Annotated in this window: 21 protein-coding genes and 1 riboswitch; of the genes, 19 read left to right on the top strand and 2 right to left on the bottom strand. The window is 67.8% G+C overall.

Translation table 11 applies throughout. The features are described 5' to 3' along the window. The 5 genes from QU44_RS08765 to QU44_RS08745 form a co-directional block, all read left to right on the top strand. A partial coding sequence (locus QU44_RS08765; protein ID WP_033921617.1) for an acetyl-CoA C-acyltransferase occupies positions 1-836 on the top strand: 836 nt, incomplete at its 5' end. A 5-nt stretch (positions 837-841) separates the two neighbouring features. Further along, positions 842-1,972: a CaiB/BaiF CoA transferase family protein gene (locus tag QU44_RS08760; RefSeq protein ID WP_033921586.1), complete on the top strand. Its 1,131-nt coding sequence runs from the start codon at positions 842-844 to the stop codon at positions 1,970-1,972. 29 nt (positions 1,973-2,001) lie between these two features. After that, a complete protein-coding gene (locus QU44_RS08755; RefSeq protein WP_033921584.1) occupies positions 2,002-2,781 on the top strand; it encodes an SDR family NAD(P)-dependent oxidoreductase in 780 nt (259 codons plus the stop codon). A gap of 45 nt (positions 2,782-2,826) precedes the next feature. After that, on the top strand, positions 2,827-3,990 hold the full coding sequence (locus QU44_RS08750) for an acyl-CoA dehydrogenase family protein (RefSeq protein WP_033921582.1): 1,164 nt from the start codon (positions 2,827-2,829) through the stop codon (positions 3,988-3,990). 124 nt (positions 3,991-4,114) lie between these two features. Further along, the gene (locus QU44_RS08745; RefSeq protein WP_081987936.1) at positions 4,115-5,188 is read left to right on the top strand and encodes an AI-2E family transporter; all 1,074 of its coding nucleotides are present in this window, start codon (positions 4,115-4,117) and stop codon (positions 5,186-5,188) included. A 5-nt stretch (positions 5,189-5,193) separates the two neighbouring features. Here the strand turns inward: QU44_RS08745 and QU44_RS08740 are convergent, their stop codons facing one another. Further along, positions 5,194-6,033 (bottom strand): HpcH/HpaI aldolase/citrate lyase family protein, encoded by an 840-nt coding sequence (locus QU44_RS08740; RefSeq protein ID WP_033921580.1) that lies wholly within the window; start codon positions 6,031-6,033, stop codon positions 5,194-5,196. 53 nt (positions 6,034-6,086) lie between these two features. Further along, positions 6,087-6,596 carry a bifunctional adenosylcobinamide kinase/adenosylcobinamide-phosphate guanylyltransferase gene (gene cobU, locus QU44_RS08735; protein ID WP_033921579.1) on the bottom strand — a complete coding sequence of 170 codons (510 nt, stop codon included), beginning with the start codon at positions 6,594-6,596 and terminating at the stop codon, positions 6,087-6,089. Positions 6,597-6,625: 29 nt separating this feature from the next. Next, a riboswitch (cobalamin riboswitch) is annotated at positions 6,626-6,830 on the top strand. A 142-nt stretch (positions 6,831-6,972) separates the two neighbouring features. Between cobU and QU44_RS08730 the strand changes: the two genes are divergently transcribed. The 14 genes from QU44_RS08730 to QU44_RS08665 all read left to right on the top strand — a co-directional run bounded on the left by QU44_RS08730 (position 6,973) and on the right by QU44_RS08665 (position 20,169). Continuing rightward, on the top strand, positions 6,973-8,880 hold the full coding sequence (locus QU44_RS08730; RefSeq protein WP_033921578.1) for a TonB-dependent receptor plug domain-containing protein: 1,908 nt from the start codon (positions 6,973-6,975) through the stop codon (positions 8,878-8,880). Beyond that, positions 8,880-9,896, top strand: a complete 1,017-nt coding sequence (locus QU44_RS08725) for an aminotransferase class I/II-fold pyridoxal phosphate-dependent enzyme (RefSeq protein WP_052134507.1) — start codon at positions 8,880-8,882, stop codon at positions 9,894-9,896. The genes QU44_RS08730 and QU44_RS08725 overlap by 1 nt, the downstream gene beginning before the upstream one ends. Next, positions 9,893-10,504: a cob(I)yrinic acid a,c-diamide adenosyltransferase gene (gene cobO / locus QU44_RS08720; protein WP_033921577.1), complete on the top strand. Its 612-nt coding sequence runs from the start codon at positions 9,893-9,895 to the stop codon at positions 10,502-10,504. The genes QU44_RS08725 and cobO overlap by 4 nt, the downstream gene beginning before the upstream one ends. Next, positions 10,501-11,319, top strand: coding sequence for an ABC transporter substrate-binding protein (locus tag QU44_RS08715; protein WP_231621678.1), 819 nt, complete (start codon positions 10,501-10,503; stop codon positions 11,317-11,319). Before cobO ends, QU44_RS08715 begins: the two co-directional genes overlap by 4 nt. Beyond that, positions 11,316-12,275, top strand: coding sequence for a FecCD family ABC transporter permease (locus QU44_RS08710; protein WP_033921573.1), 960 nt, complete (start codon positions 11,316-11,318; stop codon positions 12,273-12,275). Before QU44_RS08715 ends, QU44_RS08710 begins: the two co-directional genes overlap by 4 nt. After that, positions 12,272-13,045 (top strand): ABC transporter ATP-binding protein, encoded by a 774-nt coding sequence (locus QU44_RS08705; protein ID WP_033921571.1) that lies wholly within the window; start codon positions 12,272-12,274, stop codon positions 13,043-13,045. The genes QU44_RS08710 and QU44_RS08705 overlap by 4 nt, the downstream gene beginning before the upstream one ends. After that, entirely contained in the window at positions 13,045-13,959 is a 915-nt protein-coding gene (cbiB, locus tag QU44_RS08700) for an adenosylcobinamide-phosphate synthase CbiB (RefSeq protein ID WP_033921570.1), read from the top strand. Before QU44_RS08705 ends, cbiB begins: the two co-directional genes overlap by 1 nt. Further along, positions 13,947-15,416 carry a cobyric acid synthase gene (locus QU44_RS08695; RefSeq protein ID WP_033921569.1) on the top strand — a complete coding sequence of 490 codons (1,470 nt, stop codon included), beginning with the start codon at positions 13,947-13,949 and terminating at the stop codon, positions 15,414-15,416. The genes cbiB and QU44_RS08695 overlap by 13 nt, the downstream gene beginning before the upstream one ends. Further along, positions 15,413-16,426 carry a nicotinate-nucleotide--dimethylbenzimidazole phosphoribosyltransferase gene (cobT, locus tag QU44_RS08690; RefSeq protein WP_033921567.1) on the top strand — a complete coding sequence of 338 codons (1,014 nt, stop codon included), beginning with the start codon at positions 15,413-15,415 and terminating at the stop codon, positions 16,424-16,426. The genes QU44_RS08695 and cobT overlap by 4 nt, the downstream gene beginning before the upstream one ends. Then, positions 16,416-17,204, top strand: a complete 789-nt coding sequence (locus tag QU44_RS08685) for an adenosylcobinamide-GDP ribazoletransferase (protein WP_231621677.1) — start codon at positions 16,416-16,418, stop codon at positions 17,202-17,204. The genes cobT and QU44_RS08685 overlap by 11 nt, the downstream gene beginning before the upstream one ends. After that, entirely contained in the window at positions 17,201-17,737 is a 537-nt protein-coding gene (locus QU44_RS08680) for a histidine phosphatase family protein (RefSeq protein ID WP_033921566.1), read from the top strand. Before QU44_RS08685 ends, QU44_RS08680 begins: the two co-directional genes overlap by 4 nt. Before the next feature lie 118 nt (positions 17,738-17,855). Continuing rightward, a complete protein-coding gene (locus QU44_RS08675; RefSeq protein WP_033921610.1) occupies positions 17,856-18,791 on the top strand; it encodes an L-lactate dehydrogenase in 936 nt (311 codons plus the stop codon). 39 nt (positions 18,792-18,830) lie between these two features. Beyond that, entirely contained in the window at positions 18,831-19,421 is a 591-nt protein-coding gene (locus tag QU44_RS08670) for a GNAT family N-acetyltransferase (protein WP_231621676.1), read from the top strand. Between the two features lie 22 nt (positions 19,422-19,443). Next, positions 19,444-20,169, top strand: a complete 726-nt coding sequence (locus QU44_RS08665; RefSeq protein WP_081987935.1) for an alternative oxidase — start codon at positions 19,444-19,446, stop codon at positions 20,167-20,169. The last annotated feature ends 41 nt before the right edge of the window (positions 20,170-20,210 follow it).

Here is a 20,210-nt window from a genome sequence, read left to right as displayed (position 1 = left end):
GCACGCAGGACGTGGTGATCGCCAGCGGCGTCGAGCATATGAGCCGCGTGCCGATGGGCAGCACCTCTAACGGGGCAAAGCTGTTCAGCGACGCGGTGCTGAACCGTTTCGGCGTGCGCGGCTTCAGCCAGTTCGCCGGGGCCGAGATGATCGCCAAAAAACATGGCTTCACTCGCAACCAGTGCGACGCCTTTGCGCTCGAAAGCCATCGCCGCGCCGCCGCTGCCACCACGCGCGGCGACTTCGCCGACGAGATCATCGCGCTGACGATCGAAACGCCCGAGGGCAGCGAAGAACATCTCCGTGACGAAGGTATCCGTTTCGATGCCAGTATCGAGGGGCTGGGCAGCCTGAAAACACTTGCCGAAGGCGGTGTCGTCACCGCCGGCAATGCCAGCCAGATTTGCGACGGGGCCAGTGCGGTGATGGTCGTCTCCGAACGCGCGCTCAAGGATCACGGGCTGACGCCATTGGCGCGGATCGTCAATTTGACGGTGACCGCCGGCGACCCGGTGATCATGCTCGAAGAACCCTTGTTCGCCACCGATCGCGCGTTGCAGCGCGCGGGCATGACGCTCGATCAGATCGGCCTGTACGAGGTGAACGAGGCGTTCGCGACGGTGCCGCTCGCCTGGATCAAGCACACCGGGGCCGATCCCGCGCGGCTCAACGTCAATGGCGGCGCGATCGCGCTGGGGCATCCGCTGGGCGCGTCGGGCACCAAGCTGATGGCGACGTTGGTCCATGCGCTGCGAAAGCGCGGGGGCGGCTATGGCCTGCAAACGATGTGCGAGGGTGGCGGCATCGCCAATGTGACGATCATCGAAGCGCTGTAAGCGCGATGGGACCGCTCTGCGGCATTCGCATCGTCGAGTTCGCCGGCATTGGCCCCGGGCCGTTTGCGGCGATGCTGCTTGCCGATCATGGTGCCGAGGTGATCCGCATCGAACGGCCGGGCGCGCGGCGCGGGCCGGTGCCGCTCGATCGTTCGCGCCGCTCGATCGCGGTCGATTGCAAGACGTCCGAGGGGGTGGAGGTGGTGCGCGCGCTGTGCCGCACCGCCGATGGCATTATCGAGGGGTTTCGCCCCGGCGTGATGGAGCGGCTGGGGCTGGGGCCGGACGTGCTGATCGGCGACCACCCCGCCCTGGTCTATGGTCGCATGACCGGATGGGGACAGACCGGGCCGCTGGCACAGGCGGCGGGGCACGACATCAACTATATCGCGATCGCCGGCCTGCTCGACGGGATCGGCACCGCCGATGGCCCGCCGGTGCCGCCGCTTAATTATCTGGGCGATTTCGGCGGTGGCGCGATGTTCCTGGCCTTCGGGATGCTCGCCGCGCTGCTCCACGCCCGCGCCAGTGGCGAAGGCCAGGTGGTCGATGCCGCGATGACCGACGGTGCTGCGTATCTTTCGAGCATGACCTGGGCGTTTCGCGATCAGGGGCTGTGGCGCGAACAGCGCGGCGGCAATATCCTCGACGGCGGCGCACATTTCTATGGCAGCTATGCCTGTGCCGATGGCGGCTATCTGGCGGTCGGCGCGATCGAGCCGCAGTTTCAGCGCGCGTTTCTGCAAGTATTGGGGCTGGGCGACGACCCTGCCTTTGCCGCCGGGCTCGATCATCACCAATGGCCGGTGCTGAAGGCGCGGATCGCCGGGGTGATCGCCACCCGGTCGCGCGACGATTGGGTCGCGGCGTTCGCGGGGATCGACGCCTGTGTGTCGCCGGTGCTGACGATGACTGAGGCGCTGGCGCATCCGCACCACGCGGCGCGCGCGACCTTCATCGCGGTCGACGGGCAAACCACCCCGGCGGCGGCACCGCGCTTTTCGGTGAGCATGGCCGATCCCCCGCGCGCGCCGGTGCCGATCGGCGCGGATACCGCCGCAGTGCTGCGCGAAATCGGCTTCGCCGCCGATCGGATCGCGGCACTGGCGGACAGCGGCGTGATCGCCGGCGAATAAGCAAAAAAGACAGAAATCAGGAGAATGTGATGGATGTGAACGGACAGGCAGCAGTGGTGACCGGCGGCGCGTCGGGCCTGGGCGCGGCGACCGCGCAGGCGCTGGCAGCGGCGGGCGCAAAGGTCGCGATCTTCGACCTGAACGCCGACAAGGGCGAGGCGCTGGCGGCCGAGATCGGCGGCGTTTTTTGCGAAGTCGATGTGCGATCGGACGAATCAGTCGAGGCGGGCTTTGCCAAGGCGCGCGCCGCCAATGGGCAGGAGCGGGTGCTGGTCAATTGCGCCGGCGTCGGCAACGCGATGAAGACCGCGGCCCGCGACAAGGCGACCGGCGAGATCCGGCATTTCCCCGCGCAGGCGTTTGAATGGGTCATCCAGATCAACCTGATCGGCAGCTTTCGCTGCATCGCCAAATCGGCGGCGGGGATGTTGACGCTCGATCCGATGGCCGATGGTTCGCGCGGCGCGATCGTCAACACCGCGAGCGTCGCCGCCGAAGACGGGCAGATCGGCCAGGCGGCCTATGCGGCGTCGAAGGGCGGGATCGTCGGCATGACGCTGCCGATCGCGCGCGACCTGGCGGGCGAGGGGATTCGGGTGAACACGATCCTGCCCGGCATTTTCGACACCCCGCTGATGAACGCCGCGCCGCCCAATGTGAAGGAAGCGCTGGCGGCATCGGTGCCCTTCCCCAAGCGGCTGGGCCACCCGGTCGATTTCGCCGGGCTGGCGATGGAGATGATCCGCAACCCCTATTTCAACGGCGAGGATGTCCGGCTCGACGGCGCGATCCGCATGGGGATGCGGTGACATCAAAACCCCTCCCGCAGCGGAGGGGATTTTCAGGAGAAGATCATGCCCGTACTCGATGTACCAACCCCCGATTACATGCAGGACGACGAGCTGCGGATGCTCGCCGACAGCGCCGACCTGTTCTTTCAGCGCGAAGCACCGCCCGAGCGGATCGAACGCTGGCGCGAGGCGGGGCAGGTCGAGCGGGCGTTCTGGAAACAGGCGGGCGATGCCGGGTTTCTGGGCGTGTCGATTCCCACCGAATATGGCGGCGCGGGCGGTGATTTCCGGCATGACGTGGCGCTGGTAGAGGCGGTGGCGCGCAACGGGGTCGAGGGGTTCGGCCTGTCGCTGCACAATGTCATCATCCTGCCCTATGTGATGGCGCACGGCACCGAGGAGCAGAAGCGCCGCTGGCTGCCCAAGCTGTGTTCGGGCGACAGCGTTTCGGCGATCGCGATGAGCGAGCCGGGGGCGGGCAGCGATCTTCAGGCGATCCGCACCACCGCAAAGAAGGACGGCAACGGCTATCGGATCAACGGGGCCAAGACCTTCATTTCGAACGGCCAGATCGCCGATTTCATCGTCGTCGTTGCCAAGACCGATCCGGCGCTAGGCGCCAAGGGCGTGTCGCTGCTGGTGGTCGAAACCGACGAAGCCGAGGGGTTTCGCCGTGGCAAGACGCTCGACAAGATCGGCAATGATGCCCAGGACACCTCCGAGCTGTTCTTCGACGATGTCTGGGTGCCCGCCGACAATCTGCTCGGCACCGAAGAAGGCAGGGGCTTTCGCCAGTTGATGGCCGAACTGCCGCGCGAACGACTGATTATCGCGGTGCAAAGCGTCCAGACGATGGAACGCGCAATCGCGGTGACGACCGAATATGTGAAGGAGCGCCAGGCGTTCGGCCAGCGCGTGTTCGATTTCCAGAATACGCAGTTCAAGCTGGCCGAGGCCAAGGCAAAGGCGACCGTCGCCAAGGTGTTTGTGCAGGATTGCGTGCGCCGCGTGCTCGACGGCAGCCTGGACATCACCACCGCCGCCATCGCCAAGATGTGGGTCACCGACACCGAATGGGAAATCGTCGATGAATGCCTGCAACTGCACGGCGGCTATGGCTATATCAACGATTACCCGATCGCGCGCATGTTCCGCAGCAGCCGGGTGCAGCGCATCTATGGCGGATCGAACGAGATCATGAAGGTGCTGATCGCGCGATCGCTGTAACGCGGCCCCCGGCGGTGGCGCGCTTGGGCGGAACAAAGCACTGGTTTGGGTGCTTGTGCCGACCTAAAGCGCAAATCCGGTGCGCGGGCAGCCCGCGCGCAGGAAAAGCGGACCAGGGGGAAACATGTCCGAACAGCAATCGATTACCGAGCCGACCGACCGGCAATGGACCATGTCGCGGATCGCGACCATCGGGGTGGTCACCCTGGCGCTGATCGGTGTCGCCGCGCTGTTGATCTCGCTCACCAACTTGTTCCTGCTGATCTTCGCTGCGATCGTGCTGTCGGTGGTGTTCGAATCGCTTGCCAGCCTGATCCAGCGATGGACGAAGCTGCCGCGCGGGCTGGCGCTGATGTCGGCGGTATTGGTGATCCTGGGCAGTTTCATTGGCGTCTTCGCGATGTTCGGAACCCAATTGGCGGCGGAGTTCGACACCATCCGCGAACAGTTTCCGCCCGCGCTCGAAGCAATACAGGCACAGCTCGATGGCTGGGGCATTGGCGATCAGGTACGCGACCTTGTACGAAGCGGCGCAAACGACTTGTCGAGCGTGTTGCAGGGGGCGGGAGGTTATGCGCTGTCGGCCGGCAGCGGGGTGGCCGATTTCGCGCTGGTGCTGGTGGGGGCGATCTTCCTGGCGGTCGAACCGGGGGTGTATCGCCGCGGGCTGGTGCTGTTGATGCCGAAACGCGCCGAAGACGTGACCGAAGCCGCCCTCGACGATGCCGCCACCGCGCTGAAGGGCTGGATGATCGGCCAGTTGATGTCGATGGTCGTGGTTGCGGCGTTCACCGCGTTGGGGCTGTGGCTGCTCGATGTGCCGGCGGCGGGCGGGCTTGGGCTGATCGCCGGATTGCTCGACATCATTCCCTTTATCGGGCCGATCATCGCGGCGGTGCCTGCGGTGCTGCTGGCCTTCACCGTGTCGCCGACGACGGCGCTGTGGACCGTCGGGCTGTTCCTGCTGATCCAGCAGATCCAGGGCAATTTGCTCCAGCCGCTGATCCAGAAGCGCGCGGTCGATGTGCCGCCGGGCGTATTGCTGTTCGCGGTCGCGGGCGCGGGCATCCTGTTCGGGTTACTGGGCGTGCTGCTTGCTGCGCCGCTGACGGTGGTGGTGTTCGTGCTGGTGCAGCGCGTCTATGTGAAGACGATCCTGGGCAAACCGATCAAGACCGCCGCCGAAAAGGCGGGCTGACCGGCTTACTGCCGGGCAATCGCCAGCACCCGCATCGCCTGCGCCAGATGCAGGCGTTCGACCATGCGGCCATGCAGGCGGATCGCGCCTTTGCCGCGATGTTCGGGCAGGGCGAAGGCATCGCGGATCGCCTCGGCCTCGGCGATGTCGGCGGCGTTGGGGCTGAATGCGGCGTTGCACGGCGCGACTTGCGACGGGTGGATCAGCGTCTTGCCGTCAAAGCCGAATCGCCGCCCCTGCGCGCATTCGGCGGCCAGCCCCTCAGGATCGTCGATGCCGTTGAACACCCCGTCGAGCGCGGCCAGCCCATGCGCCCGCGCCGCCGCGACGGTGGTCGCGAGGAAGGGCTGAAACGGCAGCCGGTCGCTGCCGGGGTGCATCCCCATGTCCTTGGCCAGATCATTAATCCCCATCACCAGCGCGGCAAGGCGCGGTGCCGCCGCGATCTGCGGCAGCGCCAGCAGGGCGGTGGGCGTTTCGATCATTGCCCACAGCGCCGCGCCCTCGGGCAATCGCTGCGCGCAGGCGGCAAGGTCGGCGGCGGTGTTGACCTTTGGCAGCAGGATCGCGTGCGGCGGTGCTTCGGCCAGCGCCGCGAGGTCGGCGGCGGCCCATTCGGTGTCGAGCGCGTTGATCCGCACCACCAGTTCACGCTCGCCGAAATCGCCCACCGCCAGCGCGGTCACCGCCTGCGCGCGTGCCGTCTCCTTCGCCTCGGGCGCGACCGAGTCTTCGAGGTCGAGGATCACCACGTCGCAATCGATCGTGCGCGCCTTGGCGATCGCGCGGTCGTTCGAGGCGGGCAGGTACAGCGCACTGCGGCGCGGGCGGGGGATGTCGGTCATGGCAGTGTCGATAGCATCGGCGGCGGGGAATGACGAACCCGCTCGTACCACTGCTACTTCATCTGCAGCGCCAGCCCGGCCGCCACCAACGACACCGAGCCCGCCGCCGTCGCCACCCGCTGGTTCAACCGACCCGCCTCGTCGCGAAACCGCCTTGCCAGGGTGTTTTCGGGGACGATGCCCATTCCCACCTCGTTCGACACCAGCATCACCGGACACGATACCGCCGCCAGCGCCGCCACCAGCGCATCGACGGCTGGCTCGATCGGGTGGTCGCCGAGCATCACGTTGGTCAGCCACAAGGTGAGGCAATCGATCAGCAGCACCGACCCTGCATCGCCCTCCCGCACGATCGCGGCGGGCAGGTCGAGCGGGCATTCCACCGTGCGCCAGCGCGCGCCGCGATCGGCGATGTGGCGCGCGATCCGGTCGGTCATTTCAGCATCGAATGCCTGTGCGGTGGCGAGATAGACCAGCGACCCCGGCAGCGCCTCGGCAGCGGCCTGGGCCAGCCGGCTCTTGCCCGATCGCGCGCCGCCGACGAAGAAATGCACGTTATTCAACCCTATTGCCTCCGCTTCGGGCGGGCATTAGTGCCGTCCGGGTGACAGGTTCCCAGAGATGGGATCAAAAGGGAACCCGGAAGCGGCCAGTTGGTGGCCGCAGTCCGGGGCTGTACCCGCAACTGTGACCGGCGAGCGTTCGCCCATTCAAGCCACTGGACCCTAGGGTCCGGGAAGGCGGGACGAACGCGGTGACCCGGGAGCCAGGAGACCTGCCTGTCACGGTCGGTCCTTCGCGCGGACGGGAATATCCGGGCGATCGAGGTTTTTTCCTCGTGTGACGACACCGTTGGGGTGGCGCGCGTGGAGGTTCCCCACGATAGCATCATCGTGCCCGCCGGGCGCGCGACCCCTTGTTGTTGATAAGGGGAAGAACATGTCTGTCCGTATTTCGTCACTTTCGCTGGCCGCCGCGCTGGCCGCATCGCCCGTTTACGCCAGCGATATTCCCGAAACCCCCGACGACACGATCGTCGTCACCGCCAACCGCAGCGAACAGCCGCTCGACCGTGTCGGCCAGAGCGTTAGCATCCTCGACGCCAGGGAAATTGAAATCCGCCAGACCCAGTCGGTCGCCGACCTGCTGCGGACCTTGCCCGGCGTCACGGTAACGCGCAACGGCGGCATCGGCACTTCGACCTCGGTATACATCCGCGGGGCCGAGAGCGACCAGACCGTCGCGCTGATCGACGGGGTGAAGCTCAACGATCCCTCGTCGCCCGGCGGCGGGTTCAATTTCGGCAATCTGCTGGTCGGCAATATCCAGCGGATCGAGGTGCTGCGCGGTCCGTCGTCGATCCTGTGGGGCAGCCAGGCGATCGGCGGCGTCGTCAACCTGCTGACCGCGCCGCCGACCGAGGCGCTGGCGGTGAATGCGCGCGCCGAATATGGCTGGCGCAACACCGGCCAGGCGGTCGCTAATATCTCGGGCAAGGCGGGGCCATTGTCGGTGAGCGCGGGCGGCGGCTATTTCCGCAGCGACGGCATTTCGGCGTTCAGCGAGGCGCGCGGCGGCATCGAGCGCGACGGCTATCGCAACTGGGGCGCGAACCTGAACCTGAACCTGGCGCTGACCGACGCGATTTCGGTCGATGCGCGCGGCTATTATTCGGACGGGCGAGTCGAGATTGACGGCTTTGCCGCCCCGACCTTCGCCCTTGGCGATACCCCCGAATACAGCACGACGCGCGAGTTCGTCGGCTATACCGGGCTGAACGCGGCATTGTTCGACGGGCGGTTCCGCAACCGGCTGGGCTTTGCCTATACCGATTCGGATCGCGCCAGTTTCGACTCGGCCCAGACGTTCGCGGGCAAAGGCCGCAACGAACGGCTGGAATATCAGGGTATCGTCGACATCGTCGCGGGCAGCCAGGCGACCTTTGGGCTCGAGCGCGAAACCTCGCGCTTTACCTCGTCTAGCTTTGGCGGCCCCGAGACCCGCGGGCGGGCGCAGATCGACAGCGTCTATGGCCAGTTGGTGGCGACCCCGGTGACCGGGCTGACGCTGACCGGCGGGCTGCGCCACGACGAGCATAACCGCTTCGGCGGTGCGACCACGGCGGCGGTCAGCGGGGTATTCTCCCCCAATGACGGCGCGACGCTGCTGCGCGCCAGCTATAGCGAGGGGTTCAAGGCACCGTCGCTGTTCCAGTTGCAAAGCGAATATGGCAATCAGGCGCTTCGCCCCGAACGCGCGCATGGCTGGGACGCCGGGGTGACGCAGCGGCTGCTGGACGGCGCGATCGAAGCGAGCGCGACCTATTTCCGCCGCGACAGCGACGACCTGATCGTGTTCGTGTCGTGCGCCGGGCCGCTCACCGGCATCTGCACCGGGCGGCCATCGGGCACCTATGACAATATCGCGCTGGCGACCGCACAGGGTGTCGAGCTGACGCTCGCGTTTCGCCCGGTGCCGGCGCTGACCATCCAGGGCAATTACAGCCATATCGACGCGCGCAACCGTTCGCCCGGCGACGTTAACTTCGACCGGCGGCTGCCGCGGCGACCCAGCGACAGCGTGACGACGACGGTCGATTATAGCTGGCCGTTCGGGTTGCAGACCGGGGCGACGCTGACTCATGTTGGCACCAGCTTTGACAATGCCAGCAACGCCCGGCGGATCGAGGGCTATGTGCTCGCCGATCTGCGCGCGGCGCTGCCGGTGACGCGCAATGTCGAGCTATATGGCCGCGTCGAAAACCTGTTCGATGAACGCTATGAGACGATCTTCCGCTATGGCACGCCGGGTCGCGCCGCTTATGGCGGCGTGCGGGTGCGTTACTGATGGTGCAGGCCGCCCGCATCGACGTGTCGTCGCCCGATATTGCCCGGTTCGCCGTGCATGGCGGGCGGGTCGATGTCGCGCGGGCGGCCTATCCCGCGGTTGCCGATTGGATCGACCTGTCGACCGGCCTAAGCCCCTGGTCCTATCCTGCCACCATTGAGGCGGCGGCGCTGGCGCATCTGCCGACGCCCGAGGCGCTGGCGACGTTGGAGGCAAGCGCCGCCGCCGCGTTCGGCGTGTCGGCCAGCAGGGTGGTCGCGGTGCCCGGCACCGATCTGGCGCTGCGGCTGCTGGGGCGGATGATCGGCGGCCATGCGATCGTCGGGGGGCCGGGTTATTCGGGGCATATGACGATGTGGGCCGGACGCGCGATCAGCGCCGGCTTCGACGCGCTGCCCGATGCGGTGCGCTCGGGCGAAACCGTCATGGTCGCCCGGCCCAACAATCCCGACGGCCAGATCATCGACGCCGCCACCCTCGAACGCATTGCCGAGCGCGACGACTGGCTGATCGTCGACGAAGCCTTTGTCGATGCCACCCCTGAGATCAGCCTGGCGGGACGCGACTGGGATTCGCTGATCGTGCTGCGATCGTTCGGCAAATTCTATGGGCTTGCCGGATTGCGGCTCGGCTTCGTGCTTGCGCCGCCGATGATCGTGCTGGGCTTGCGCGAACTGCTGGGCGACTGGCCGGTGCCGGGGCCGGCCATCGCGATCGGCACCGCCGCCTATGCCGATCGCGATTGGGCGGCGATGCAGGCGGCGCGCGTCCGCGAGGGTGCGGCTCGGCTGGATGCGCTGCTTGGCGGCGCGGGGCTAGGCGTGGCCGGCGGCACCGCATTGTTCCGCCTGATCGAGACGCCGCAGCGCGACGGGCTGTTCGATCATCTGGCGCAGCGCGGCATCCTCACCCGCCCGTTCGCCGATCGACCGCATTGGCTAAGGATGGGGTTGCCCGGCACCCCTGCGGCATGGGATCGCATCGCCTCCGCGCTCAATGACTGGAGCAAGAAATGACCGACACGCCCGACGATTATGCCCGCCACAATGCCCGCATGAAGCGAGTCCAGGCCGCGCGCGAACGGATGCAGGCGCGCCACACGCTCGAACGCGGGCTGCTGATCGTCCATACCGGCAACGGCAAGGGCAAATCCTCCTCTGCCTTCGGCATGGCGATCCGCTCGCTTGGCTGGGGGATGAAAGTTGGCATCGTCCAATATGTGAAGGGCGCGTGGGAAACCGGCGAGAAGAACTTCTTCCAGGCATCGCCCGACCTGCTGACGTTCGAGGTGATGGGCGAGGGCTTCACCTGGGATACACAGGACCGCGCGCGCGATATCGAGGCGGCGCGCGCGGCGTGGGAGCGATCGAAGGAATTGATCCTCGACCCCGCTTATGAATTCGTCATCCTCGATGAACTCAACATCGTGCTGCGCGACGATACGTTGCCGATCGGCGAGATCGTCGATTTCCTGCGCGATCGTCCGCTGACCAAGCATATCTGCATCACCGGGCGCGGCGCGAAGCCCGAATTGCTCGAAATCGCCGATCTGGTGACCGAATTCGCCGAGGTGAAGCACCCGTATAAGGCGGGCTTCAAGGCGCAGCGGGGCGTTGAATATTGAAGCGCGCTGGGCTTCTGGCGGCGTTGCTGTGCGTGGGGGCCGCTCCCGCGCCGGCGCCCTTGCGGGTGGTTTCGATCAACCCCTGCGCCGATTCGGTGCTGATGCGGGTCGCCGATCGCGGCCAGATCGCCGCCGTGAGCCATTATTCGCACGACCCCGAGGCAAGTTCGATCCCGGTGGAAATCGCGCGACGGTTCAAGGCGACATCGGGCACTGCTGAGGAAGTGGTGGCGCTGGCCCCCGATGTGGTGCTGTCGGGCCGGCATGTCGCACCTTCGACCATTTTGGCGCTGCGGCGGATGGGGGTGCGGCTGGTGCAGCTCGACGTGCCGACGACGATTGCCGAAAGTGTGGCGCAGGTCCGCCTGATCGCCGACACGGTTGGCCGGCCCGAACGCGGTGCGGTGCTGGCCGAGGCGATCGAGCGATCGGTGCGCGCCGCCAAGCCAGCCGATAGCCGCGCGATCCCCGCGCTGATCTGGCAGGGCGGGGGGCTGGTGCCGGGTACCGACACGCTGTCTAGCGACATGCTGCGCGCCGGTGGCTTTCGGAACCTGAGCGCCGATTACGGCCTCAAGAATTGGGACATATTGCCGCTCGAACGGCTGGTGGCAAAGCCGCCGCGCGTGTTGCTGACGGTGGGCGAGGGGGAGGGGGCCGGCGACCGGCGGCTGAGCCATCCGGTGCTTCGCCCGCTCGCGCGCCACATGACCCGAGCGGCGTGGCCCGAGCGGCTGATGCATTGCGGCGGGCCGACGATCGTCGATGCGATGACTCGCCTCCGCGTGATCCGCAGCCGATTGCCTGCCGCATGAGGCTGAACCTGACCCTGGCCGTCGGCATTGCCTTCGCGGTGGCACTGTCGCTGATCGCGGGGAAGGTTTGGCTTCCCGCCGAAGCCTGGCGCGTGGGCGATCCGCGCTTCCTGATCATCTTCGAGCTGCGGATGCCGCGCACCGTGCTGGCGCTGCTGATCGGCGCGGCGCTTGGGCTGTCGGGGGCGGCGATGCAGGGCTATCTTCGCAATCCGCTCGCCGATCCGGGGCTGTTCGGGGTGTCGGCGGGGGCGGCGCTGGGGGCGGTGCTGTCGATGTTCTTTGGCTTTGCGCTGTCGGCCTGGCTGCTGCCCGCATTTGCGCTGACCGGCGCGGCGGCGACGATGACGTTGCTGGCATTGCTAGCCGGACGCTCGGCGAGCGTGCTGGTGTTCACGCTGGCGGGGGTGATCGTGTCGAGCGTCGCGGGGTCGATGACCGCGCTGGCCATCAGCCTTGCCCCTACACCCTTCGCCGCGAGCGAGATCGTGACGTGGCTGTTGGGGGCGCTGACCGATCGAAGCTGGGACGACGTGCTGCTGGCGCTGCCGATCATCGGCGTCGGCGCGGCGTGCATCGCCTTTACCGGGCGCGCGCTCGACGTGCTGACGCTGGGCGAGGCGGCGGCGCGATCGATGGGGGTCGATCGCCTGCGGCTGCAATGGCTGATCGTGACTGGCGTCGGGCTGTGCGTCGGCGCGTCGGTGGCGGCGGCGGGGATTATCGGTTTCGTCGGGCTGATCGTGCCGCATCTGGTGCGCCCGTTCGTCGGCAACCGACCCTCGGCGACCTTGCTCCCTTCGGCGCTGGGCGGGGCGCTGCTGCTGCTGCTTGCCGACAGTCTGGTACGCGCCGCGCCGACGGTGAGCGAATTGCGGCTGGGGATCGCGATGTCGATGCTGGGCGGGCCTTTCTTCCTGGTGTTGCTGGTGCGGATGCGGAGGAAGCTGGCATGACCGGGTTGCTGGTTCGCGAGCTGCGGCTGTCGCTGGGCGGCGCGGCGGTGCTTGGCGGGATTGACGCCAGCTTCGCGCGCGGGCGGGTGGCGGCGGTGCTGGGGCCGAATGGCGCGGGCAAGAGCAGCCTGCTCGCCTGCCTCGCCAGCCTGCGCGCACCCGACAGCGGCACGATCACGCTCGACGGGCAGGCGCTGGCGGCGATCGACCCGCGCGATCGCGCGCGGCGGATCGGGCTGCTGCCGCAGACCGCCGATGTCCATTGGGATGTCGATGTCGCGACCTTGGTAGCGCTGGGCCGCTATCCCCGGCGCGGACGCTGGGGCGAAAGCGAGCAGGATCGCGCGGCGGTGGCGCGCGCGATGGCGGCGACCGACGTGACGCGCTTCGCCGATCGCCGGGTCGAGACATTGTCGGGGGGCGAGCGTGGGCGGGTTTTGCTGGCGCGGGTGCTGGCGGGCGAGCCCGAATGGCTGCTTGCCGATGAACCGCTCGCCAGCCTCGACCCCGCGCACCAGCTCGACGTGCTCGACCGGCTGCGGGCGGTGGCGGCGGAAGGTGCGGGAGTGGTGGTGGTGCTCCACGACTTGAACCAGGCGGCGCGCGTGGCCGATGATGTCGTGCTGATGCGCGGCGGGCGGATCGTCGCGGCGGGGGCACCCGAAGCCGTGCTGACGCCGGCGCTGATCGCGCAGACTTACGGCGTCGAGGCGCATGTCGGGCACACGCCCGAGGGGCAACGCTATGTGATCCCGGTGCGGCGGACGTGATGCTTGGCCGCGAGGAACAATTGCTCGCGGCGCTGATCGTCGAGGCGGCGCTGGGCTATCCGGCGGCGGTGTATCGGCGGATCGGCCATCCGGTGACCTGGATCGGCGCGCTGATCGCGGCGATCGAGGTGCGGATGAACCGTGGCGGCTGGGGTGCGCGGCGGGTTTCGGGGTGTGCGTTGCTCGCGGTGTTGGCGCTGGTGGCGGGCGGTGCAGGCTGGGCGATCGAGGAGGTCGCAGGCGCGGCAGTTATCGTGCTGCTGGCGACCACCGGCCTCGCGCAGCGAAGCCTGTACGATCATGTCGCGGCGGTGCTGAAGCCGCTGGCGGCTGGCGATATTGCGGGCGCGCGGGGGGCGCTGGCGATGATCGTCGGGCGCGACACTGCGTCGCTTGACGAAGCGGGGATCGCCACCGGCGCGATCGAGAGCCTGGCCGAAAGCTTCTGCGATGGCATCGTCGCCCCCGCTTTCTGGTTCGCGGTTGCCGGATTGCCGGGGCTGGCGATCTGCAAGGCGATCAACACCGCCGACAGCATGGTCGGCCATCGCGACTCGCGCTATGCCGCGTTCGGCTGGGCCTGCGCGCGTGCCGATGACGTGGTGAACTGGCTGCCGGCGCGGCTGTCTGGGGTGATGCTCTGCCTGGTCGGGGGCGGCGGCTGGCGGACGATGCTGCACGACGCACCCGCGCATGCTTCGCCCAATGGCGGCTGGCCCGAAGCGGCGATGGCGGGGGCGCTGGGCGTCCGGCTCGGCGGCCCGGTCAGCTATGACGGCGAAGCGGCGGCGCGGGCGTGGCTTGGGCAGGGCCGTGCGCCCGACGCCCGCGATCTGCGTCGCGCGCTGGCGATGTATCTGCGCGCCTGCCTGTTGCTGTGGGGAATCGTGGGAGTGCTCGCATGGCTGCGGTGATGTTGCAGGGCACCGGCTCCGACGTCGGCAAATCGGTGCTGGTCGCGGGGCTATGCCGGCTGTTCGCCAATCGCGGACTCACCGTGCGCCCGTTCAAGCCGCAGAACATGTCGAACAACGCCGCCGTCACGCAGCCGGACGCCAATGGCCGGCGCGGCGAGATCGGGCGGGCGCAGGCGTTGCAAGCACTCGCCTGCCGCACCCCGCCGACGATCGACATGAACCCGGTGCTGATCAAGCCGCAATCCGATGTCGGTGCGCAGGTGATCGTGCATGGCCAGGTGCGCGGCCAGTTTGCCGCGCGCGATTATCAGGCGGCGAAGGTTTCACTGCTGGGCGCGGTGCTCGAATCCTATGCGCGCTTGTCGGCCGAATGCGACCTGGTGATCGTCGAGGGTGCGGGCAGCCCTGCCGAGACCAATTTGCGCGCCGGCGACATCGCCAATATGGGCTTCGCCCGCCCAGCGCGCGTGCCGGTGATGCTGGTGGGCGACATTGATCGCGGCGGGGTGATCGCCTCACTGGTCGGCACCCATGCGGTGCTCGATGCCGAGGATGGCGCGACGATCCGGGGGTTCCTGATCAACAAGTTTCGCGGCGACGTGGCGCTGTTCGACGAGGGCCTGCGCGAGATCGAACGGCGTACCGGCTGGCCCAGCCTTGGCGTCATCCCCTGGCTCACCGCGGCGCGCTCGCTCCCCGCCGAGGATGCGGTGGTTCTCGATTCGGCCGCGTCGGGGGAGGGCGCGGTGGTGATCGCGGTGCCGATGCTGTCGCGCATCGCCAATTTCGACGATTTCGACTCACTCGCCGCCGAACCCGCCGTGCGGCTGGTGATGGTGCCGCCCGGATCGCCGCTTCCCGCCGACGCCGCGCTGGTGATCCTGCCGGGGACCAAGGCGACGATCGCCGATCTGGGCTTTTTGCGCGCGCAAGGATGGGACATCGACCTGGCCGGTCATGTTCGCCGGGGCGGGCAGGTGCTGGGGATTTGCGGCGGCTATCAGATGCTGGGGGCGACGATCGCCGATCCCGATGGGGTCGAGGGGATGCCGGGCAAGGTCGCGGGGTTGGGGCTGTTGCCGGTCGATACCGTGCTGACCGGCGACAAAAGGCTGGAGGACGTGACCGGCATCAGCATCGCCGATGCTGCCGCCTTTACGGGCTATGAAATCCATGCCGGGCGCACCAGCCCCGAACCGGGGACGCCGCCGATGCTGCGCTTCGCCGATGGCGGCGAGGATGGGGCGGTGCTCGGCAAGATCGCCGGCTGCTATGTCCACCGCCTGTTCGACCATCCCGCACAGCGCGCCGCGTTGCTCGCGCGGCTGGGTGTTGCATCGAACGGAATCCACGAAACCGCGCGGGTCGATGCCGCGCTCGATTCGCTCGCCGCCGCGCTCGACCGCGTGGTCGATGCCGACCGTCTGCTCACTATCGCAAGGACTGCCGCATGATCGACGAAGCCGCCGCCTGGGACCATCTCGACGCGCTTGCCAAACCGCGCCGGAGCCTGGGAAAGCTTGAAGCGCTGGCGGTGCGGCTGGCCTGCATCCAGCGGCGGCTCGATCCGGTCACCCGCCCGCGCAGGATCGTGCTGTTCGCCGCCGATCATGGCGTCGTCGCGCAAGGGGTGTCGGCCTGGCCCAGCGACGTCACCGGGCTGATGGTGGCGACGATCGCGATGGGCCGCGCGGCGAGCAACGCGCTGGCGGCGGCGCATGGTTGCGACTTGCGGCTGGTTGATATGGGGGTGGCCTCCCCGCCGGGCGGGGCGATGCCCGATCATTTCCGCGATGCGTCGCTGGGCAAGGGCAGTGCCGATCTGGCGACCGGCCCCGCGCTGACGCTCGAACAGTTCGACGCGGCCTGGGACGTGGGAGCCGAGGAGGCCGAACGCGCGGTGCAGGCCGGGGTGGCTGTGTTGATCGCGGGTGAAATGGGCATTGGCAACACCACGCCTGCCGCCTGCCTCACCGCGTTGCTGGCGGATGTCGCGACCGAAACGGCGGTTGGGCCGGGGGCAGGGGCCGATGCCGAGGTGCAGGCGATCAAGCAGCGCGTCGTGCGCGAAGCCGTCGCGCGTGCCCGCAGCGAGGCCGATCCGCGCGCCGCCATCGCCTCGCTCGCCGGGTTCGAAATCGCGGCGATGGCGGGCTATTTCGCGGCCGGTGCAGCGGCGGGCGCGACGCTGTTGCTCGACGGCTATGTCGCCACCGCCGCCGCGCTGATCGCCGAGCGGCTGGCTCCGGGCACCGCGCGTGCGATGATTGCCGCGCATCGCTCGGCCGAGCCGGGCCACGGCGCGGCGCTCGCACATTTGAAACTTGAACCACTACTCGATTGGGAGATGCGGCTGGGCGAGGGCACCGGTGCATTGGTGGCGTTGCCGCTGCTCGACAGTGCGGCGGCGATCCTGTGCGATGTCGCATCGCTCGCCGATCTGGGGGTGGGGCGTGCCGACTGAGGCCCCCGGCTGGGCGCCGCCGCTGCTGGCGGTGCAGTTCCTGACGCGAATCCCGGTGCCGATGACCGCGCGTCTGTCGCGCGAGCAGGTGGTCGACGGGCTTGCGCGCGCGGTCGGCTGGTTTCCTGCGGTCGGCACGTTGGTCGGCTGCGTTACGGCGGCGGTGGCGGTTTCGGCCAGCGCGGTGTGGCCGGTGCCGGTGGCGGTGGTGCTGGCGCTGATCGTCGAGGCACTGCTGACCGGCGCGTTTCACGAGGATGCGGTCGCCGATTTCTGCGACGCATTCGGCGGCGGGCTGACGTCGGAGGATGTGCGGCGGATCATGAAGGACAGCCGCATCGGCAGCTATGGCGCGGTCGCTCTGCTGCTGGCGATTGCCCTGCGCGCATGCGCGATGATTGCGCTGGTGCTGGCATTGCCGCCGTTCGAGGCGTTCGGGGCGATCGTCGCGGCGGCAACGTTCGGGCGGCTGCTGGTGGTGGCGACGATGGCGGCGATCGCGCCAGTGCCGACGGGTACCGGCCTGGCCAAGGACATCGGCGCGCTCACCGATGCGCGGCGGCTGGCCTTCGCCGGGTTCGTCGCCCTGCCTGCACTGGGCATGTTCGCGATGAATGATCCCGCCGGCTTGCTGTTCGCTTTGGTTGCGGCGGGTGCGTTCCTGTGGTGGTTCCGCCGGCTGCTGTTGCGGCGGATCGGTGGCAGCACGGGCGATTGCCTGGGCTTTGCGGCCTATGCCGGGCAATTGATCGCGCTGCTCGCGGCCACCGCGCGATGATCCTGCTGGTGCGTCACCCTGCCGTTGCACGCGCCTGGGCGGGGCGCTGTTATGGCATCAGCGACATCGGGCTTAGCCGCGCGGGGCTGATGCAGGTTCGCAGCCTGGCACCCCAGCTTGCGGCCTGGGCACCCACCTACATCGTCCATTCGGGGCTTCGCCGCGCCGCGACACTGGCGCTGGCGATCGCCCGCGAAACCGGCTTGCCCGTCACCTGCGACCCCCGATGGCGCGAGCGCGATTTCGGGGCGTGGGAGGGGCGAAGCTGGCAGGCGATCTATCGCGCCACTGGCAATGCGATGGACGGCATGATCGACGCCCCCGACAGCTTCCGCCCCGGCGACGGCGAAACCACCACCGAGCTTGCCACCCGCGCCGCCGCCGCTTGCGCCGCCTTGCCTGCCGGGCGGGTGTTGGTGGTCAGTCATGGCGGGCCGATCGCGGCGTTGCTGGGGACGCAGCAAGGTTTGCCGCCGCGCGATTGGCTGAAGCTGGTGCCTGCCACCGGCGGGACGGCGACGGTCGAGCGATAGGATTCGTCGCGCTCCGGCAACGTCGTGCAACCAACGCTTCGTCCATCCGCTCTACGCAGTGCAGGGCGATTGCGCTCCGCCCGCGCCCGATCCGCTGCCACTACCGAAGGAACCTGCCGTGACCACGCGAATCGTCATCATCGGTGCCGGCCATGTCGGTGCCACTGCTGCCTATGCCCTGATGCTGCGCGCGCTGGTGCGCGAAATCGTGCTGATCGATTCCAACCACAAACTGGCGGAGGCAGAGGCCGCTGACCTCGCCGATGCCGATGCGCTGGCCCGCCCGGCGCGGATCTGGGCGGGCGATTATGCCGATGCTGCCAGCGCAGGGATCGCGGTGCTCACCGCAGGCGCGGCGACCCACGGCAATGAAAGCCGCCTGTCGGTTGCCGCGCGCAGTGCCGCGATCATCGAACAATGCGTCGAATCGCTGATGACCAACGGCTTCGACGGCATCCTGCTGATCGCCGCCAATCCGGTCGACCTGATGGCGCAGGTGGCCCTGCGTGCGTCGGGCCTGCCTGCTGGGCGGGTGATCGGCACCGGCACCCTGCTCGATTCGGCGCGGCTGCGGCAGACGCTGGCCGAAAAGCTCGGCGTTGCCCCCTCGGCGGTCGAGGGATTTGTCCTTGGTGAACATGGCGACAGCGAAGTTACCGCTTTTTCCACCGTTCGCATTGGCGGCCTGCCGCTCGATCGCTTCGCCGCCGCCGCGCCGCCGCTCGATCGCGCCGCGATTGCCGCCGAAGTGCGCGATGCCGCTTATGGCATCGTGTCGGGCAAAGGATATACCTCGTTCGGCATCGCTACCGCCATCGTCCGCATTTGCGAGGCGCTGGTGCGCGATGAGCGCGCGGTGCTGCCGGTGTCGATCATGCCGCCCGACGATACCGGCTTTGGCGGGACGTATATCAGTTTGCCGTGCCTGATCGGCGCGGGTGGCATCGAACGGGTGGTGATGCCCGACCTGCCGACGGGCGAACACGATGCGCTGCAACGCTCATCGGCGGCGTTGAAAAAGGCGATGGAGGGGATGCAGCAGGACCAGTCCTGACTGCCCTATCCGGGTATCTACGCATAGGGCGTTGCTGCAATGCGGCGCATCTGGCCGGGGACGCCGGCACATTTTCGGCAAGTATCGGAGAATGGCATGACCCCGCACGGCAACGCAGATCTGGAAACCCGCACCGGGCACCGCTTTCTGGTGCGCCCGGTAACCGACCGTGACGAGCCGGCGCTCGCCGAGTTCTTCACCCATGTCACGCCCGAGGATTTGCGGTTTCGCTTCCTCACCGGCCTGGCGGTGGTCGGCCATGACCGGCTGGCGGCGATGATCCGGGTCGATCACCACCAATCCGAAACCTTCCTTGCCTTTGGCGATGACGGCACCACCGTGATCGCCGCCGCGATGCTGGCGTGCGATGCCGCGCTTCAGGTGGGCGAAGTCGCGATCAGCATTCGGTCGGATTATAAACAGCGCGGCATCAGCTGGGCGTTGCTGGCGCATGTCGCGCGCTATGCAGAGGCGAGGGGCGTTCAGACGCTCCAGTCGATCGAAAGCTATGCCAACCACGCCGCGATCGAGCTGGAGCGCGAAATGGGCTTCACCGCGCGCCCCTATCCCGGTGATTCCACGCTGGTGCTGGTCGAGCGCAAGCTGCCGCTGGCCGCCGCCGCCATCTGATTCAGTCCTGAAAGGACTCACCATGACCAACACTATCCTGACGCCGAGCGCCCATGCACTGGATGCCGAGCGCGAGGCGCAGCCGGTGATCCATCACGCCCCATCGGGCTTTTCGGACCATTTCGCGCTTGGCTTTACCAAGCTGCTTCGCCTCACCGCCGACACCTTCTTTGCCAAGCGTTATGGGCACCGCGCCATCGTCCTTGAAACCGTGGCGGCAGTGCCGGGCATGGTCGGCGCGATGTTCACCCATCTCACCTGCCTTCGCTGGATGCGCGACGATCAGGGCTGGATCCGCACGCTGATGGAAGAGGCGGAAAATGAGCGGATGCATCTGATGACCTTCATCGAGATCGCCAAGCCAACCTGGTTCGAACGCATGGTCATTCTGGGCGTGCAGGGCGTGTTCCTGGTCGGCTTCTCGATCCTGTATCTGATCTCGGCGCGCACCGCGCACCGCGTGGTCGGCTATTTCGAGGAGGAGGCGGTGATCAGCTACACCATGTACCTCCAGGAAATCGACGAAGGCCGCTCGGTCAACGTGCCCGCCCCGGCGATCGCCAAACATTATTGGCAGATGGCTGACGACGCCACGTTGCGCGACGTGGTGCTGGTGGTCCGCGCTGACGAGGCGCATCACCGCGACGTCAATCACGGTTTCGCCAGCCAGTTGAGCGGCGGCACGATCGATGAGACGACCATCGCACCCTATCCGGTCCACGCAACCGACATCCGCCTGGCGGCCTGACGGCATCAAGGCATCATGCTCTGAGTCCCCGTGCCAAATGT

Origin of the sequence: Sphingomonas sp. 37zxx (assembly GCF_000786205.1) — a bacterium.
Lineage (GTDB): Bacteria > Pseudomonadota > Alphaproteobacteria > Sphingomonadales > Sphingomonadaceae > Sphingomonas.
The sequence above is the reverse complement of the archived record's forward strand: the minus strand, read 5'-3'. Positions and strand labels throughout refer to the sequence as shown.

Bases quoted from the DNA above. Each gene is read 5' to 3' on its own strand.
- QU44_RS08760 (WP_033921586.1), top strand. From the start codon at position 842: ATGGGACCGCTCTGCGGCATTCGCATCGTCGAGTTCGCCGGCATTGGC.
- QU44_RS08755 (WP_033921584.1), top strand. From the start codon at position 2,002: ATGGATGTGAACGGACAGGCAGCAGTGGTGACCGGCGGCGCGTCGGGC.
- QU44_RS08750 (WP_033921582.1), top strand. From the start codon at position 2,827: ATGCCCGTACTCGATGTACCAACCCCCGATTACATGCAGGACGACGAG.
- QU44_RS08745 (WP_081987936.1), top strand. From the start codon at position 4,115: ATGTCCGAACAGCAATCGATTACCGAGCCGACCGACCGGCAATGGACC.
- QU44_RS08740 (WP_033921580.1), bottom strand. From the start codon at position 6,033: ATGACCGACATCCCCCGCCCGCGCCGCAGTGCGCTGTACCTGCCCGCC.
- QU44_RS08730 (WP_033921578.1), top strand. From the start codon at position 6,973: ATGTCTGTCCGTATTTCGTCACTTTCGCTGGCCGCCGCGCTGGCCGCA.
- QU44_RS08725 (WP_052134507.1), top strand. From the start codon at position 8,880: ATGGTGCAGGCCGCCCGCATCGACGTGTCGTCGCCCGATATTGCCCGG.
- cobO (WP_033921577.1), top strand. From the start codon at position 9,893: ATGACCGACACGCCCGACGATTATGCCCGCCACAATGCCCGCATGAAG.
- QU44_RS08710 (WP_033921573.1), top strand. From the start codon at position 11,316: ATGAGGCTGAACCTGACCCTGGCCGTCGGCATTGCCTTCGCGGTGGCA.
- QU44_RS08705 (WP_033921571.1), top strand. From the start codon at position 12,272: ATGACCGGGTTGCTGGTTCGCGAGCTGCGGCTGTCGCTGGGCGGCGCG.
- cbiB (WP_033921570.1), top strand. From the start codon at position 13,045: ATGCTTGGCCGCGAGGAACAATTGCTCGCGGCGCTGATCGTCGAGGCG.
- QU44_RS08695 (WP_033921569.1), top strand. From the start codon at position 13,947: ATGGCTGCGGTGATGTTGCAGGGCACCGGCTCCGACGTCGGCAAATCG.
- cobT (WP_033921567.1), top strand. From the start codon at position 15,413: ATGATCGACGAAGCCGCCGCCTGGGACCATCTCGACGCGCTTGCCAAA.
- QU44_RS08680 (WP_033921566.1), top strand. From the start codon at position 17,201: ATGATCCTGCTGGTGCGTCACCCTGCCGTTGCACGCGCCTGGGCGGGG.
- QU44_RS08670 (WP_231621676.1), top strand. From the start codon at position 18,831: ATGCGGCGCATCTGGCCGGGGACGCCGGCACATTTTCGGCAAGTATCG.
- QU44_RS08665 (WP_081987935.1), top strand. From the start codon at position 19,444: ATGACCAACACTATCCTGACGCCGAGCGCCCATGCACTGGATGCCGAG.